General features: G+C 75.4%; 14 protein-coding genes. 2 read left to right on the top strand and 12 right to left on the bottom strand.

The features are described from left to right. Positions 1–8 precede the first annotated feature (8 nt). The 7 genes from AC1050_RS15375 to AC1050_RS15345 form a co-directional block, all read right to left on the bottom strand. Entirely contained in the window at positions 9–884 is an 876-nt protein-coding gene (locus AC1050_RS15375) for a hypothetical protein (RefSeq protein ID WP_482388274.1), read from the bottom strand. 156 nt (positions 885–1,040) lie between these two features. Next, entirely contained in the window at positions 1,041–2,369 is a 1,329-nt protein-coding gene (locus AC1050_RS15370) for a M16 family metallopeptidase (protein ID WP_482388273.1), read from the bottom strand. Position 2,370: 1 nt separating this feature from the next. Next, positions 2,371–4,599, bottom strand: coding sequence for a polyribonucleotide nucleotidyltransferase (locus AC1050_RS15365; RefSeq protein WP_482388272.1), 2,229 nt, complete (start codon positions 4,597–4,599; stop codon positions 2,371–2,373). Between the two features lie 234 nt (positions 4,600–4,833). Continuing rightward, the gene (gene rpsO / locus AC1050_RS15360) at positions 4,834–5,103 is read right to left on the bottom strand and encodes a 30S ribosomal protein S15 (protein WP_482388271.1); all 270 of its coding nucleotides are present in this window, start codon (positions 5,101–5,103) and stop codon (positions 4,834–4,836) included. Between the two features lie 100 nt (positions 5,104–5,203). Continuing rightward, entirely contained in the window at positions 5,204–6,199 is a 996-nt protein-coding gene (locus tag AC1050_RS15355; RefSeq protein ID WP_482388270.1) for a bifunctional riboflavin kinase/FAD synthetase, read from the bottom strand. Positions 6,200–6,314: 115 nt separating this feature from the next. After that, the gene (gene truB / locus AC1050_RS15350; RefSeq protein ID WP_482388269.1) at positions 6,315–7,274 is read right to left on the bottom strand and encodes a tRNA pseudouridine(55) synthase TruB; all 960 of its coding nucleotides are present in this window, start codon (positions 7,272–7,274) and stop codon (positions 6,315–6,317) included. Further along, on the bottom strand, positions 7,271–7,903 hold the full coding sequence (locus AC1050_RS15345; protein ID WP_482388268.1) for a TetR/AcrR family transcriptional regulator: 633 nt from the start codon (positions 7,901–7,903) through the stop codon (positions 7,271–7,273). Before AC1050_RS15345 ends, truB begins: the two co-directional genes overlap by 4 nt. A 71-nt stretch (positions 7,904–7,974) precedes the next feature. Here AC1050_RS15345 and AC1050_RS15340 point away from each other — a divergent pair, with 71 nt between their 5' ends. Next, positions 7,975–9,411 (top strand): MFS transporter, encoded by a 1,437-nt coding sequence (locus AC1050_RS15340; protein ID WP_482388267.1) that lies wholly within the window; start codon positions 7,975–7,977, stop codon positions 9,409–9,411. Positions 9,412–9,525: 114 nt separating this feature from the next. On the opposite strand, the gene rbfA is transcribed toward AC1050_RS15340, so the two are convergent. From rbfA to AC1050_RS15315, 5 genes are all read right to left on the bottom strand, one after another. Further along, positions 9,526–9,978: a 30S ribosome-binding factor RbfA gene (gene rbfA / locus AC1050_RS15335; RefSeq protein WP_482388266.1), complete on the bottom strand. Its 453-nt coding sequence runs from the start codon at positions 9,976–9,978 to the stop codon at positions 9,526–9,528. A gap of 99 nt (positions 9,979–10,077) precedes the next feature. Further along, the gene (gene infB, locus AC1050_RS15330) at positions 10,078–12,957 is read right to left on the bottom strand and encodes a translation initiation factor IF-2 (protein ID WP_482388265.1); all 2,880 of its coding nucleotides are present in this window, start codon (positions 12,955–12,957) and stop codon (positions 10,078–10,080) included. Positions 12,958–13,134: 177 nt separating this feature from the next. Further along, positions 13,135–13,374 carry a YlxR family protein gene (locus tag AC1050_RS15325; RefSeq protein ID WP_482388406.1) on the bottom strand — a complete coding sequence of 80 codons (240 nt, stop codon included), beginning with the start codon at positions 13,372–13,374 and terminating at the stop codon, positions 13,135–13,137. A 125-nt stretch (positions 13,375–13,499) separates the two neighbouring features. After that, positions 13,500–14,600, bottom strand: coding sequence for a transcription termination factor NusA (gene nusA, locus AC1050_RS15320; protein WP_482388264.1), 1,101 nt, complete (start codon positions 14,598–14,600; stop codon positions 13,500–13,502). 1 nt (position 14,601) lies between these two features. After that, the gene (locus AC1050_RS15315; protein WP_482388263.1) at positions 14,602–15,183 is read right to left on the bottom strand and encodes a ribosome maturation factor RimP; all 582 of its coding nucleotides are present in this window, start codon (positions 15,181–15,183) and stop codon (positions 14,602–14,604) included. A gap of 206 nt (positions 15,184–15,389) precedes the next feature. Between AC1050_RS15315 and AC1050_RS15310 the strand changes: the two genes are divergently transcribed. Next, positions 15,390–16,640, top strand: a complete 1,251-nt coding sequence (locus AC1050_RS15310; RefSeq protein ID WP_482388262.1) for a DUF4439 domain-containing protein — start codon at positions 15,390–15,392, stop codon at positions 16,638–16,640. Positions 16,641–16,707: the final 67 nt, after the last annotated feature.

Genomic DNA, 16,707 nt, shown 5'->3' with positions numbered 1-16,707 from the left:
ACCGCACCCTATGCGGTCGCGAGCACGTCCTCCATGCCCCGCACCGCCCGGCGCAGCTCCAGCGCGCTCATCCCGGTGAACCGCTCGACCTCGCGCTGCGGGTACCCCGCGTCGGCGTAGGCGCGCAGCACGGCGACCACCCGGCCGGCGTCGCCCCGGTCGTCGACGCCCAGCTCCCGCACGGCGCAGGACAGCCGCACCGTGGCGAGGAACGCCGACGGCGTCAGCCCGACGTGCGTGGTGAGCAGGGCGTGCAGCGAGGCCATCGACCGGTCCACCGAGCGCGCCAGGTCCACGGACCGGATCAGCCCGCGCTCAGCGTCGGCGTACCGGGTCAGGCGGTCGAGGTCGTCCAGGTCGCCGACCGGCAGCGGCCGCCGCACCGCGCCCGTCAGCGCGTCCTCCAGCACCCGGGCGGCCGCCACGGCGGCGGCGTCCTCGCCGACGTCGTCCGTCCAGCAGGCCCGCACCCGGTCGACCAGGGCGGCCTCGTCCAGCCCGAGCGCCTCGCCGAGGGGCCGGTGGTCGTCCACCAGCGCGTCGACGGGGTGCAGCGCGGAGAGCGCCCACGGGGCCAGGCGGGCCCCGACCTCCCACTGCGGCACCGGCCCGCCCGCCGGGTCCACGTGCCGGACGACGCGCGGGATCGTGCGCGGACCGCGCAGCAGGCTCGCCACGGTCTCGGTCTCGTGGGTGAGCGGGTCGACCCACTGCGCCGCGCCGCCGAGCCGGACGACCGCCGCGGGCCGCCCGTCCGGCAGCGCGACCCGGGGCGGGGCGCCCAGCGGCACGCGCGCGACCCACAGCCCCTCGACCAGGCCGGGCACCCCGGTCGGACGCGGCGGCACGGCGACGGAGCGAGCGGGGACGGTGACAGCGGCCATGCCCCCATGATCGTCCTGCCCGTCGCACCGCGGGGAGGGACTTCCGGCCCGGACCCGCAGCGAGAGCGCACGGCGCGGACCCGCGGGCACGAGGGCAAGACGCACGCGAGCCGGGCCCCCGTGGCGGGGACCCGGCTCGCGGGACGTGCGGTGCGGTCAGTCCCCGAAGGGGCCCACGCGCACGACGGAGCGCGGCCGGCCGGCGAGGTCCGCCGCCAGCTCCTGCACCTCGCGCGCGGTGACCGCGCGGACGCGGTCCAGGGACTCCTGCGTGGACAGCAGCTCGCCGTGCACCAGCTCGGACTTGCCCAGCCGGCTCATGCGGGAGCCGGAGTCCTCGAGGCCGAGCACCAGGCCGCCGGACAGCTGCCCGACGGACCGGCGCAGCTCGGCGTCGGTGATCCCGCCGTCGGCGAGCCGCTCCAGCTCGGCCACCATCAGCTCGGTGACCTCGTCGATCTTGGCCGGCGCGCAGCCGGCGTACAGCCCGAACACCCCGGTGTCGGCGTGGCCGGACGCGAACGAGTACGTCGAGTACGCCAGGCCCCGCTTCTCGCGGATCTCCTGGAACAGCCGGGACGACATGCCGCCGCCGAGCACCGCGTTCAGCACCGACAGCGTGAACCGGCGCGGGTCGGTGGCGGTGAGCCCCGTCCCGCCGACGATGACGTTGCCCTGCTCCGTGGAGCGGCGCACCGTGATCTCGGACGCCCCGGCCGTGACGGCCAACGCGTCGCCCGCGCCACGCCGCGCGGCGGGCGCGTCGGTGCCGGTCAGCGACCAGCCGCCGTCCCCGAGCGCGCGCACGACCTGGTCGGCCAGCGCGTCGTGGTCGACGTTGCCGGCCGCCGTGACGACGAGCGTCGCGGGGCGGTAGTGCTGCCGGTAGTGCTCCCACACCGCGTCCCGCGGGACGGCCCGGATCGTGTCCGGCGTGCCGCCGATCGGCCGGCCGAGCGGGTGCTCGCCCAGGACGACGGTGGCGAACCGCTCGTGCACGACGTCGCTCGGGTCGTCGTCGTTCATGGCGAGCTCTTCGAGGATGACGCCGCGCTCGGTCTCGAGCTCGTCCGCGTCGAGGCGGGCCGACGTGACCATGTCGCTGATGACGTCGACCGCCATCGGCAGGTCCTCGTCGAGCACGCGGGCGTAGTAGCAGGTGTGCTCCTTGCCCGTGGCCGCGTTCGCCTCGCCGCCGACCTCGTCGAACGCCTCGGCGATGTCCATCGCCGTGCGCCGCGCGGTGCCCTTGAACAGCAGGTGCTCGAGGAAGTGCGTCGAGCCGTGGTGGCCGTCCTCCTCGTCGCGCGACCCGACGCCGACCCACGCCCCGACGGACGCGGAGCGGACGCCGGGGACGTGCTCGGTGAGCAGGCGGACCCCGCCGGGCAGGACGGAGCGACGGACGGAGCCGTCACCCGCCTGCCCGGCGGTCAGGTCGCTCCCCGGCTGCCCGGGCGCGACCAGAGGGAGGTCCAGCGGCACGTCAGGCGTCGGCCGGCTGGTCGGCGGCGGGCGCGTCGCCCTCGGCCGGCTCCTCGACCACCGCGTGCAGCGAGAGCTTGCCGCGCGGGTCGATCTCGCCGATCTCCACCTGGACCTTCTGGCCCACCCCGAGGACGTCCTCGACGTTCTCCACGCGCTTGCCACCGACCAGGCGACGGATCTGCGAGATGTGCAGCAGGCCGTCCTTGCCCGGGGACAGGGAGACGAAGGCGCCGAACGTGGTGGTCTTGACGACCGTGCCCACGAAGCGCTCGCCGATCTCCGGCATGTGCGGGTTGGCGATCGCGTTGATCGCGGCCCGCGCCGCCTCGGCCGAGGGGCCGTCGGTCGCGCCGATGTAGACGGTGCCGTCGTCCTCGATGGAGATGTCGGCGCCGGTCTCCTCCTGGATCTGGTTGATCATCTTGCCCTTGGGGCCGATGACCTCGCCGATCTTGTCGGTCGGGACCTTCACCGTGATGACGCGCGGGGCGTTCGGCGACATCTCGTCCGGGACGTCGATCGCCTCGTTGAGCACGTCGAGGATCGCCAGGCGCGCCTCCTTGGCCTGGGTCAGCGCGTCGGCCAGCACGGAGGCGGGGATGCCGTCGAGCTTGGTGTCGAGCTGGATGGCCGTGACGAACTCGCGGGTGCCGGCGACCTTGAAGTCCATGTCGCCGAACGCGTCCTCGGCGCCCAGGATGTCGGTGAGCGCGGCGTACCGGGTCTCCCCGTCCACCGTGTCGGACACGAGGCCCATCGCGATGCCGGCGACCGGCGCGCGCAGCGGCACACCGGCGTTGAGCAGCGACAGCGTGGCCGCGCAGACGGAGCCCATCGAGGTGGAGCCGTTGGAGCCCAGCGCCTCGGAGACCTGGCGGATCGCGTAGGGGAACTCCTCGCGGCTCGGCAGCACCGGCATGAGCGCGCGCTCGGCGAGCGCGCCGTGCCCGATCTCGCGCCGCTTCGGCGAGCCCACGCGGCCGGTCTCACCGGTCGAGTAGGGCGGGAAGTTGTAGTTGTGCATGTAGCGCTTGCGCGTCTCCGGGGAGAGCGAGTCGATCTGCTGCTCCATGCGGAGCATGTTCAGCGTGGTGACACCCATGATCTGGGTCTCGCCGCGCTCGAACAGCGCCGAGCCGTGCACGCGGGGCAGGACCTCGACCTCGGCCGACAGCGTGCGGATGTCCCGCAGGCCACGGCCGTCGATGCGGAAGCCGTCCGTGAGGATGCGCTGGCGGATGACCTTCTTGGTCACGGCGCGCACCGCGGCGGAGAGCTCCTTCTCGCGGCCCTCGAAGGACGCGCCGAGCTCGGCGAGCACCTCGGCCTTGACCTCGTCCAGGCGGCCCTCGCGGGTCTGCTTGTCCGCGATCTGCATCGCCTCGTTGATCTTCGCCTGGGCGGCGCCCTCGACGGCCTCGTACGCGTCCGGCTGGTAGTCCGGGAACGTCGGGAAGTCGCGGGTCTCCTTGGCGGCCTGCGCGGCGAGCTGCTGCTGCGCCTCGACCAGGGCCTTGATGAACGGCTTGGAGGCCTCGAGGCCCTCGGCCACGACGGCCTCGGTCGGGGCGACGCCGCCCTCGTCCTTGATGAGGTTCCAGGACTTCTCCGGGGCCTCGGCCTCGATCATCGCGATCGCGACGTCGTCACCGACGACGCGGCCGGCGACGACGATCTCGAACGTGGCGCGCTCGCGCTCGGTGTAGCGCGGGAACGCGACCCACTGGCCGTCGATCAGCGCGATGCGCACGGCGCCGACCGGGCCGGAGAACGGCAGGCCGGAGATCTGGGTGCTGATGGACGCGGCGTTGATCGCGAGCACGTCGTACGCGTCGTCCGGGTGGATCGCCAGGACGGTGATGACGACCTGGACCTCGTTGCGCAGGCCCTTGACGAACAGCGGGCGCAGCGGGCGGTCGATCAGGCGGCAGGCCAGGATCGCGTCGGTCGAGGGACGGCCCTCGCGACGGAAGAACGAGCCGGGGATCTTGCCGGCGGCGTACTGCCGCTCCTCGACGTCGACCGTCAGCGGGAAGAAGTCGAACTGGTCCTTGGGGTGCTTGCCCGCCGTCGTGGCGGACAGCAGGGCCGTCTCGCCGTCGAGGTAGGCCATCGCGGAGCCGGCGGCCTGCTTGGCGAGGCGGCCGGTCTCGAAGCGGACGGTGCGGGTGCCGAAGCGACCGTTGTCGATCACGGCCTCGGCGAACTGGATCTCGGGACCCTCCACGGGTGCCCTCCTTTGGTCTCGAAGGCGCCGGACCGGTCACGGCGGTCTTCGATCGAGGTACCCGGATCGCGCGGGGCGTTCCGGGCGCCACTACCGAGGACCGGACGCGTCGACCGGCGCGGACTGAGGTGGTGCTGGTGGTGCTCAGGTGGTGCAGGTGGTGCGGCGCCGGGGCGCACGGCCCCGACGCAGGACCAGCCCGGACCCCGTGCGGGGTCCGGGCTGGTCAGGCGGTCATCGACGCAGGCCGAGCCGCTGGATCAGGGTGCGGTAGCGCTCGATGTCGACCTTCTGCAGGTAGCCCTGCAGGCGACGGCGCTGACCGACCAGCAGCAGCAGGCCACGACGGCTGTGGTGGTCGTGCTTGTGGGTCTTGAGGTGCTCGTTCAGGTCGTTGATGCGCTGCGTGAGCATCGCGATCTGGACCTCCGGCGAGCCGGTGTCACCCTCGTGGGTGGCGTACTCGGCCATGATGGACTTCTTGGTGGCGCTGTCGAGGGGCACGACTCTCCTGATGTGCTCGTTGCGCGGTGCTCCGGGGCAGGTCCACCCGGGCGCTCTCGTTCCGCGGCCGTTCTGACGGCTGTACGAGTCTAGCAGCCGGTCAGGCGGGATCCACGGCCAGGGCCGCCCGCACGCCCTCGACGTCATCGTGCATCCGCTCCACGAGCGCGTCCACGGAGTCGAACCGGAGGGTCGGCCGCAGGCGCTCGACCAGCTCGAGCACGACCTCCTCGCCGTACAGGTCCAGGTCGGTGCGGTCCAGCACGTACGCCTCGACCCGGCGCTGGGCGCCCGCGAACGTGGGGTTGGTGCCGATGGACACCGCCGCGGGCAGCACCGCGTCCGGGGCCCCGGGGTCGAGCGCCGGGCGGCGCAGCCGGCCCGCGTACACGCCGTCGGCCGGCACCATGCCCGTGGCGTCCGGCGACAGGTTGGCGGTCGGGAAGCCGAGCTCGCGCCCGCGCTTGTCGCCGTGCACGACGGTCCCGCGGATCCGGTGCGGGCGGCCGAGCACGCGCGCGGCCTGGCGCACGTCGCCCGCGACCAGCAGCTCGCGGACCCAGGTGGACGACCAGCGGCGGGTCAGCGGGTCGGCCAGCGCGTCCGGGTGGTCCCCCTCGCCCGGGGCGACGTCCTCGATCACCTCGACGCCGAAGCCGAACCGCTCGCCCAGCTCGACCATCGTGGACAGGTCGCCGGCGTTGCCGCGGCCGAACCGCACGTCGCGGCCCACGACGACCGTGCGGGCGTGCAGCCCGTCGACCAGGTAGGTCCGGACGAACTCCTCGGCCGTCTGCTGCGCGAAGTCGAGCGTGTAGGTGAGCAGCAGCACCGCGTCCAGGCCGGTGCGCTCGAGCAGCTCGAGCCGGTCGGCGTCCCCCGTCAGCAGCGGCGGCGCCTCGTCCGGCCGGTGCACCTGCTGCGGGTGCGGCGTGAACGTCACCGCGACCGACCGGGCACCGACGGCCCGGGCGTCCGCGACCATCCGCGTCAGCACGCCGACGTGCCCGCGGTGCACCCCGTCGAAGTTGCCCACCGTCACCACCGACGGCCCGAAGTCCGCCGGGACCTCGGCGAGGTCCGTCCAGCACTGCACACCCGCTCCCGTCGGTCGGCGCCGGCACGGCGCGTGGTGCGCCGACGGCCCGCGGCGCGGGGACAAGCCTGCCACGGCGCCGGGGGTGCCCCGGACGGCCCGCCGCCGGAGCCGGTCAGGCCGCGGCGAACACCAGGGCGGGCCGGGCGTGCGGCCCGCGGTCCTCGAGCAGCGCCACGAGGGTCCCGTCCGGCGACAGCGCGGCGACGGTCACGTCGGCGCCCGTGCCGGTGGCGGGGATCCGCTGCCCGTAGGACAGCGCGCGGGTCTCGTCCGCGGTGAGCTCGCGCACCGGGAACGTGGCCCGCGCCGCCTCGGCCAGCGGCAGCGTGTCCAGCGGCACGTCCGCCGGCCAGGCGTCCAGGTCCTCGAGCGTCCGGGCCACGGCGAGCGGGTAGCCGCCGACCCGGGTGCGCCGCAGGGCGGTGAGGTGGCCGCCGACGCCGAGCGCGCGACCCAGGTCCCGCGCCAGCGCCCGGATGTACGTCCCCGACGAGCACGCCACGGTGACGTCCACGTCCTGCACCGTCACGCCGTCGCCGAGCGGCACGGCCCGCACCTCGTGCACGTCGAACCGGCTGATCGTCACCGGCCGCGCCGCGAGCTCGACGTCCTCCCCCGCGCGCACCCGGGCGTACGCCCGCTGCCCGTCGACCTTGATCGCGCTCACCGCGCTCGGCACCTGGCTGATCGCGCCGGTCAGGCCGGCGACCCCGGCGTCGACCGCGGCCCGGCCCACGCCGGACGCGTCGACCCGGCCGACCTCCTCGCCCTCCGCGTCGTCGGTCGTCGTGGCCACGCCCAACCGGATGGTCGCGGTGTACTCCTTGTCCGCGCCGACCACGTAGGTGAGCAGCCGCGTCGCCCGGCCGATCCCGAGGACCAGCACGCCGGTCGCCATCGGGTCGAGCGTGCCGGCGTGGCCGACCTTCCGGGTGCCCGCGAGCCCGCGGGCCTTCGCGACGACGTCGTGGCTGGTCCAGCCCTGCGGCTTGTCGACCACCAGCAGCCCGTCCGGCGCGGTGGGGCGGCGCGGGCGAGCGGGCCGGTCGGGGCGGTCGGCGTGCGCGGTCATCGTCCGACCTCGACGCCGGTGACCTCGAGCACCTGCGCACCGAGGCAGGACAGCAGCGCGTCCATCCCCGGGTCCTCCTCGGCGTGCCGGAAGGCGTCGGCGGAGAGCAGCACGTTGATGAGCATGCCGTCCGCGACGAACCGGCGCGCGGCCTCGTCCGCGGCGGCGTCGGCGTCCGGCCCGTCGGGCACCTCGACCCGCTCCCGGAACAGCGCGAACACCTGGCCGAGCGTGCGCCGGGCGGTCTCGCCGATCTCCGGGTCGCCGGCCGCGGTGAACCCGTGCATCAGCACGCGGAGCAGGTCGCGGTCCGCCATCAGGGACACGTAGGCCTCCCCCGCCCGGCCTGCGGCGTCCGGGCCCGGCTCGACGGCGCCGATCACGTCCAGCACCTGCGCGCAGACGCCGCGGTACAGGTCCAGGAACAGCTGCTGCTTCGAGCCGAACAGCCGGATCACGTACGGCTGCGACACCCCGGCGGCGCGCGCGACCTGGTCGGTGCTGGTGCCGGCGTACCCACCGGCGGCGAACACCGGCAGCGCCGCGGCGAGGATCTGCTCCCGCCGCTGCTCCCCCGACATCCGCGGTGCGCGGGGGCTCGGTCCGGAGGGTGCGGCTGCGTCGGTCATGGTTGACAGGTTATCAGTCGATAACTAGCGTCGCCGGTGTTAGTTATCAGTCGATGCATACAGGAGCCGTCATGTCGACGCAGACCAGCACCCCGTACGTCCCGGCGGTGCCACCGGCCGCCCGCCCGCCGGCCGCCCGCCGGGCCGTCCCCGTCGGCGTCGCCTTGGTGGCCGCGTCCCTGCCGATGTTCATGGCGACCCTGGACAACCTGGTCGTCACCAGCGCCCTCCCGGTCCTGCAGGCCGAGCTGGGCGCGTCCCTCACGGACCTGCAGTGGGTGGTCAACGCGTACACGCTGGCGTTCGCCACGCTGATGATCGCCGCCGCCACCCTGGGCGACCGCTGGGGCCGCCGCCGCACGTTCCTGGGCGGCATCGGGGTGTTCACCCTGGCGTCGGTCGGTGCCGCCCTGGCGGACACGCCGGCGCTGCTGATCACCGCCCGCGCGGTGCAGGGCGCCGGCGCCGCCGCGATCATGCCGCTGTCGCTCACGCTGCTGGCCGCGGCGGTGCCGCCCGCGCGCCGCGCGATGGCGATCGGGGTCTGGGGCGGCGTCTCCGGGCTCGGTGTCGCGCTCGGCCCGGTCGTCGGCGGCGCGGTGGTCGAGGGCATCTCCTGGCAGGCGATGTTCTGGATCAACGTGCCCGTCGCGCTGGTCGCGGTCCCGCTGGTGCTCCGCACGCTGCCCGAGTCCCGCGGCCGCGTCCAGCGGCTGGACCTGCTCGGGCTGCTGCTGGCCGGCGCCGGCGTCCTGGGGATCGTGTGGGGCGTCGTGCACGGCAACGAGGACGGCTGGACCTCCGCGGGCGTGCTCGGCCCGGTCGTGGCCGGCGTCGTGGTCCTGGCGCTGTTCCTCCGGCACGAGGCCCGGACGCCGTACGCGCTGGTCCCGCTGCGGCTGTTCCGGTCCCGCAGCTTCGCGGTGGCCAACGTGTCGGGCTTCGCGTTCTCGCTGGGGGCGTTCGGGGCGGTGTTCCTGCTCGCCCAGTACCTGCAGGTCGTCCAGGGCTACTCCCCGCTGGAGGCCGGCCTGCGCACCCTGCCCTGGACCGCCGCGCCCATGGTCGTCGCACCGCTCGCCGGGATGCTGGCACCCCGCGTCGGGGTGCGGGTCCTGCTGACCGGCGGCCTCGTCCTGCAGGCAGCCGGGCTCGCCTGGCTGGCCCTGGCCGCCGACGACGGCGGCTACGGCGCGCTGGTGCCGGGCCTGGTGCTGGCGGGGACCGGCATGGGCCTGACGTTCGCGCCGAGCGCCACCGCGGTGCTGGCCGGCATGGCCCCCGACGACCACGGCACGGCGTCCTCGACCAACTCGACCCTGCGGGAGGTCGGGGTCGCGCTCGGCGTCGCGGTGCTGACGGCCGTGTTCACGGCGGCGGGCGGCACGATCGCTCCCGACGGGTTCGACGCGGGCCTGCAGCCGGCGGTCCTGACCGGCGCGGCCGTCATCGCGGTCGCGGCCGTCGCCTCGCTGGCCATGCCCCGCGGCACGGGCCGCGAGTCCTGACCCGCGCGGTCTGCGCGCGACCAGCACGTCGAGTGTCCAGAAACCTGGTCGTTCCGGGCGGAATGTCCGCTGGTTCCTGGACACTCGACGTCGCGCTCGCGCGCGGGCGCGGGCTCAGCGAGCGGCGGGCTCGTCGTCCTCGGGCTCGTCCGCGGGCTTGCGGTACGGGTCCGCCTCCCCCGCGTGCCGGGCGCCGGCGGCCAGCTCGGCCACCTCGCGGTCGCGCCGGGCGGCCTCGAGCAGCGCCGCGTCCAGGTGCGCGGCCGTCTCGGGCACCGCGTCCAGGTGGAACTCCAGCGTCGGCGTCAGCCGCACGCCGGTCTGCTTGCCGACCTCGGACCGGATCAGGCCCTTGGCGCTCTCGAGCGCCTGCGCGGACCCCGTGCGGGCCTCCTCGTCACCGAGCACCGTGTAGAACACGCTCGCGTGCTGGAGGTCGCCGGTCACCCGGACCTCGGTGACGGTCACGAAGCCGAGCCGCGGGTCCTTGACCCGGGTGTCGAGCATCTGCGCGACGATCTGCTGGATGCGGTCCGCGAGCTTGCGGGCCCTGGGGTGATCCACCATGTGAAGCTCCTTCCTGCGCCCGCACCAGGCGGGCAGACGGCCGCGGGCCCGCCCCCACGCACGAGGGCGTGGAGGCAGACCCGCGGATCACGACCGGTCTCAGCTGCGAGGCTTCTCGCGCATCTCCCAGGTCTCGATGACGTCACCCTCGGTGATGTCGTTGTACGAGCCGAGGCCGATACCGCACTCGAAGCCCTCGCGGACCTCCGTGGCGTCGTCCTTGAACCGCTTGAGCGACTCGATGGTGAGGTTGTCCCCGATGACGTTGCCGTTCCGGAGCACCCGCGCCTTGCTGTTGCGGCGGATGTCGCCCGACCGGACGATCGAGCCGGCGATGTTGCCGAACTTGGAGGAGCGGAACACCTCGCGCACCTCGGCGGTACCGAGCTGCACCTCCTCGTACTCCGGCTTGAGCATGCCCTTGAGGGCCGCCTCGACGTCGTCGATCGCCTGGTAGATGACCGAGTAGAACCGGACGTCCACGCCCTCGCGCTCGGCCAGGTCCTCGACGCGCTCGCCGTACTTCACGTTGAAGCCGATGATGATCGCCGAGTCGACGGTGGCCAGGTTGACGTCGTTCTGCGTGATCGCACCGACACCGCGGTGGATGACGCGCAGCTCGACCTCGTCGCCCACGTCGATCTTGAGCAGCGCGTCCTCCAGCGCCTCGACGGCACCGGACACGTCGCCCTTGAGGACCAGGTTGAGGGTCTCGACCTTGCCCTGCTGCAGCGCCTGCGTGAAGTCCTCGAGGCTGACGCGCTTGCGGCGCTTGGCCAGGAGGGCGGCCCGCTCGGCGGCCTCGCGCTTCTCGGCGATCTGACGGGCGGTCCGCTCGTCCGGCGCCACCAGGAAGGTGTCGCCGGCGCTCGGGACCGACGCCAGGCCGAGGACCAGCACCGGACGCGCCGGGCCCGCCTCGGTGACGTTCTCGCCGTGCTCGTCGAACATCGCGCGGACGCGGCCGTGGGCCGTGCCGGCGACGATCGCGTCACCGACGTGCAGCGTGCCGGACTGGACCAGGACGGTCGCGACGGCGCCGCGGCCCTTGTCCAGGTTCGCCTCGATGGCGACACCGCGGGCGTCCTTGTCGGGGTTGGCCCGCAGGTCGAGCGCGGCGTCCGCGGTCAGCAGGACGGCCTCGAGCAGCTGGTCGATGCCCATCCGCTGCTTGGCGGAGACGTCGACGAACATGGTGTCGCCGCCGTACTCCTCGGCCACCAGGTTGTACTCGGTGAGCTGCTGGCGGATCTTGTCGGGGTTGGCCCCCTCCTTGTCCACCTTGTTGACCGCGACCACGATCGGCACGCCGGCCGCCTGGGCGTGGTTGAGCGCCTCGATGGTCTGGGGCATCACGCCGTCGTCCGCCGCGACCACGAGGATCGCGATGTCCGTCACCTGCGCACCACGGGCACGCATGGCGGTGAACGCCTCGTGACCCGGGGTGTCGATGAACGTGATGGCCCGGTCCTGGCCCTCGTGCTCGGTCCGGACCTGGTAGGCGCCGATGTGCTGGGTGATGCCGCCGGCCTCGCCCGCGACGACGTCCGTGGAGCGGATGGCGTCGAGGAGCTTGGTCTTTCCGTGGTCGACGTGACCCATGACCGTGACGACCGGCGGGCGCGGGAACAGGTCCTCGTCGGACTCGCCCTCCAGCTCGGCGTCCAGGTCGATGTCGAAGGCCCCGAGCAGCTCGCGGTCCTCCTCCTCGGCCGAGACCATCTCCACGACGTAGCCGAGCTCGGTGGCCAGCGTGCCGAAGGTGTCCTCGTCGAGGGACTGCGTCGCGGTCGCCATCTCACCGAGGTGGAACAGCACGGTGACCAGCGAGGCGGGGTTCGCGTCGATCTTGTCCGCGAAGTCGTTCAGCGACGAGCCGTGGCGCAGGCGGACGACGGTCGTGCCGTTGCCGCGGGGCACCTGCACGCCGCCGAGCGACGGCGCCTGCATCTGCTCGAACTCCTGGCGCTTCGCGCGCTTCGACTTCCGTCCGCGGACGGGGCGACCGCCGGCGCGACCGAACGCGCCCTGGGTCGACCCACGACCACCGGCACCGGGACGACCGCCGCCGCCACCGGGACGGCCGGCGAAGCCGCCGCCACCACCGGGACGACCGGCACCGCCGCCGGCGTAGCCGCCGCCACCACCACCGGGACGACCGCCACCGCCACCGGGACGGGCCGGACGCTCGCCCGGGCGGCCGACGCCGCTCGCGGAGCGGCCCGGCATCATGCCCGGGTTGGGGCGGGGACCGCCGGGACGCGGAGCCGCGGGACGCGGCCCACCCGGACGCTCACCGGCACCCGCACCGGCCGAGGCGGCCGGGGCGTCGGTGCGGCGCTCGCCGGGACGCGGCATGCCCTGCGAGGGCGCGAACGGGTTGTTGCCCGGACGCGGCGGGCGCGGCCCGCCGGAGCGGGGCATGCCCTGGGACGGCGCGAACGGGTTGTTGCCCGGACGGGGCGCACCGGGACGCGGGGCGCCACCGGGACGACCGCCGCGGTCGCCGCCACCGGACTCGCCCGCGGGGCGGGGAGCCGAGGGACGCGCGGCCGGGGCCGCCGGACGGGACGGGCCCGGGCGCGCCGCGGGAGCGGCCGGGGCGGGGGTCGCCGAGGCGGCCGGGGCCGCGGGGGCAGGGGCTGCCGGAGCGGCGGCCGGGCGCGGGGTCGCCGCGGGGGCGGGCGCGCTCGGGGCCGGGGCGGCGGGTGCCGGGGTCGCCGCAGCCGGCGCCGCGGGAGCGGCCGGAGCCGCGGGCGCGGGCGCTGCGGGCCTGGCCGCGGCGGGGGCAGCCGGACGGGCGGCGGGCTTGGCGCCGCCACCGGCCGGGTAGGTGTCCCGCAGCTTGCGGACCACCGGGGGCTCGATCGTCGAGGACGCCGAGCGCACGAACTCTCCGAGCTCGTTCAGCTTGGTCATGAGGGACTTGCTGTCGACTCCGAGCTCCTTGGCGAGCTCGTAGACGCGGACCTTGGCCACATCTCTCCCTGTCTCGGCCCGCCCGGACAGGGTCGGACCGTCGTTAGTGCTGGGTACTCATCGCTGGGTACTCATCGGTGCGTGCTCATCGGGCAGCCATCGGCTCTTCGACCCGCTTTCCCTGTTCGACGGTGCACATGCCACCCCGGCGGGGTGCCCGGGTGGCGACGGTCCTCCTCAGGCCCCGAGGTGCTCCCGCACCGCGGACGTGTCCAGCGGCCCTGCGAGACGCAGGGCACGCGGGAACGCACGACGGCGCTCGGCGAGCTCGAGACAACGAGGATCGGGGTGCAGCCACGCCCCCCGGCCCGGCAGCGCACGACGCACGTCGACCACGACCGCGGGATCACCCGCGTCCGTCGTCGCCGCGACCACGCGCAGCAGGACCGACCTCGGACCGGCGTTCCGGCACCCCACGCACGTGCGCACCGGGCCCACGACGGCCTCCGCCGCGGGATCCGCTGCGTGGGTGTCGGGGTGGCGCCTGCTCGGCGAGGAGAACCGGGCGTCCGGCCCAGCCTCACCCAGTCTAGCGCGCGACGTCACCGGTCTCGACCGGTGCCCTCCGCGGCGGCGTCGGCGGCGCCCCCGTCGGCCTCCGCCGGCGCCTCCTGCGCGTCGGACCGGATGTCGATCCGCCAGCCGGTCAGCTTGGCGGCGAGGCGGGCGTTCTGGCCCTCCTTGCCGATCGCGAGCGACAGCTGGTAGTCCGGCACGACCACCCGCGCGGCGCGCGCCGCGGGGTCCACGACCGTGACGGACAGCACGCGCGCCGGCGACAGGGCGTGCGCCACCATCTCCGCCGGGTCGTCCGAGTGGTCGACGATGTCGATCTTCTCGCCGTGCAGCTCCGCCATCACCGCGCGGACGCGGGCGCCCAGCGGGCCGATGCACGCACCCTTGGCGCCGAGCCCGGGCACCCGGGACCGGACCGCCATCTTGGACCGGTGGCCGGCCTCGCGGGCCAGGGCCGTGATCTCCACGTGCCCGTCGGCGATCTCCGGGACCTCCAGCTCGAACAGCTTGCGGACCAGGTTCGGGTGCGTCCGGGACAGCGTGATCTGCGGTCCCTTGGACCCGCGGGACACGTCGAGCACGAGGGCGCGGATCCGCTCGCCGTGCACGTACTGCTCGGTGGGCACCTGCTCGTGCGCGGGGAGCACCGCCTCCGTGCCGCCCACGTCCACCAGCACCGTCCGCGGGTCGCGGCCCTGCTGGATGACGCCGCCGAGGACCTCGCCCTCCTTGCCGCGGAACTGCCCGAGCACCTGGTCGTCCTCGGCGTCCCGCAGGCGCTGCACGATCACCTGGCGCGCGGTGGCGGTGGCGATGCGGCCGAAGCCGGCCGGGGTGTGGTCGAACTCCGGGCCCACCGTGGTGGTGGTCGGCGGGACCGCGGTGACGGTGCCCTCCTCCTCGTCGCTCGTCGCGGGCGCGTCGGGAGCCGGCACCACGGTGCGCTCGCGCGCCCAGACGGTCACGTGCCCGCTGCGGCGGTCGAGCTCCACCCGGGCGTCCGGGTGCGCGTCCGGGGTGCGGTGGTAGGCGGACAGGAGCGCCTGCTCGATGGCCGAGACCAGCACGTCCAGGCTGATCTCCCGCTCGCGCTCGATGAGCCGCAGCGTCTGCATGTCGATGTCCACGTCAGTCCTCCTGGCCGGTCGGCCCGTCCGGCACGCCGTCGGCGCCGCCGTCCTTCTTGTCCTTGTCCTTCACCATCTCGACCTCGACGCGGCCCTCGCGCACCTGGGCGAGGAGCGTCCGCACCGGGTCGCCGACCTTCGCCGGCCGGCCCTTGACGCCCGGGGTCACCGGGGTGACCACGACCGCGTCGTCCGCGTCGGTCGCGCCGCGCTGCACGTCCACGAGCCGGCCGTGCAGCGACCCGCCGTCGGCCAGCGTGAGCGCCACCAGGCGGCCGAGGGCGCGCGTGTAGTGCCGGCGGGCGGTCAGCGGGGCGGTGGCGCCCCGGGTCGAGACCTCGAGCGTGTACCGGTCGGGCAGGCCGTCGACGTCGTCCAGCGCCGCGGAGACGGCGCGCGACACGTCGGCGACGCCGTCCAGGTCGAGGGCCTCCTCGGCCTCCTCCACGGCGTCGACCACGACGCGCACGACGTGGGCGGCGCCGTCGCGCGCGAGCTCGACGTCCTCCAGCCACAGTCCGGCGGCGGTCACCACCGGCTCGATGGTCTCCCGGATGCGCTGCGCGCTGGTGGGCGCGGGCATGTTGACCTCCTGTGTCGGTCCTCGGCGGGTGCGGCCTGGCGGCGCGCACGCCGCTGCGCGGGGACGTCGACGCTGTGTGGTTGTCGGGTCTCGCACGGTGCTGCGGCGCGCGGCCGGAGCCACGTGCTGCGACCAGCGTACTGACTCCGGCGGCGCGCGACCGACCTCGGCCCGCCGCCCGCCTCGGCGTGGGAGGATCCGACGCGATGTCCACCACGGCCCGCCGCCCCGACGCGGCCCCCCGCCCCGCCCCGTCCGCCGACCGGTCGCGCCGTCCGCTGCCGCCCGCCCCGGCGCGCACCCGGCGGTCCCGCCGCACGCGGGCGCTCGCCGGGGTGCTGGCGGCCGGCGCCGCCGTGCTGCTGTCCGGCTGCGGCCTGCGCTGGGAGACGGCGCCCCCGGCGGAGCCCGTGCCCGACGCCGCGGAGGAGGCACGCCGCACCGCGGTCGACGACGCCCTCGCGCTGGCCGACGCCGCCCGGGCGGCCGGCGACGGCGCCGAGCAGCAGGCGGCGGGCGTGCTCGCCCTGGTCGTGGACGCCGCCTCGACGCAGGTCGACGCCCTCGGCGGCGTGTACGACTCCGGACTGCCGGAGCCCGAGCCGGACGAGGACGCACCGAGCCCGTCCCCCACCGCGACGTCCGCGGCGGCGACGCCGGCCGACGTGCTCGCGCTGCTCGGGACCGCGGCGTCGAGGGCGCGCGCCGACGCGCTCGACGCGCAGGACGCGGGCCTGGCACGGCTGCTCGCGTCCGTCGCCACGTCCCGGGCGCAGCTCACCGACCGCCTGGCCGCCGCCCTCGGCGCGGAGGCGCCCGCCGTGGACGCGGCGCCCGGGCCGGGCTGGACGTCGGGCGGTGCCGCCGACGGCTCCGGCTCCGGCGACGGGTCCGCGACCAGCCCGTCCGCCACCCCCTCCGGCTCGGCGACGCCGACCGGCACGCCGAGCGCCGGCACGGCGGGTGCCCAGGACGAGGCGCCCGGCACCGACCTGGACCGCGCCGACCTCGTCGCGCTCGTGCTGGCGGAGGACCAGGCCGGCTACGGGTTCGAGGTCGCCGCGGCGCGGCTCTCCGACGACGCCCGCTCGCAGGCCCGGGACGCCGCGGCCCGGCACCGGGCCGCCGCGTCCACCTGGGCGGCCGCCGCCGGGATCGCCGGCACGGCCGACGACCCGCGCCGCGTGGGCTACGAGCTGGACGGCGACGTGTCGTCGGCCGACGCCGTGCGCGCGTTCTGCGCCGGGCTGCTGTCGGACCTCGCGACCGTGCACGCCGACGCGGTCCTGGCGACGGACGCCGGCACGGCGGACCGCACCGCCACCGTCGACGGCCTGCGGACCTCCGCCGTCGAGGCGCTGCGCTGGGGCGGGACGCCGACGCCGCTGCCGGGCATGCCGGACCTGCCCGCGGCGACGTCCACGCCCACCCCCGCACCGACGCCCGCCGCGGGCTGACCGGCGCGCACCACCACCGACGTGCCGAGGGGGTGACCGGCCACCGGTCACCCCCTCGATCTGCTGC

The sequence above is a fragment of the Cellulomonas sp. NEAU-ZC6 genome (assembly GCF_056844425.1).
This window is presented reverse-complemented; position numbering and strand designations above follow the sequence as displayed.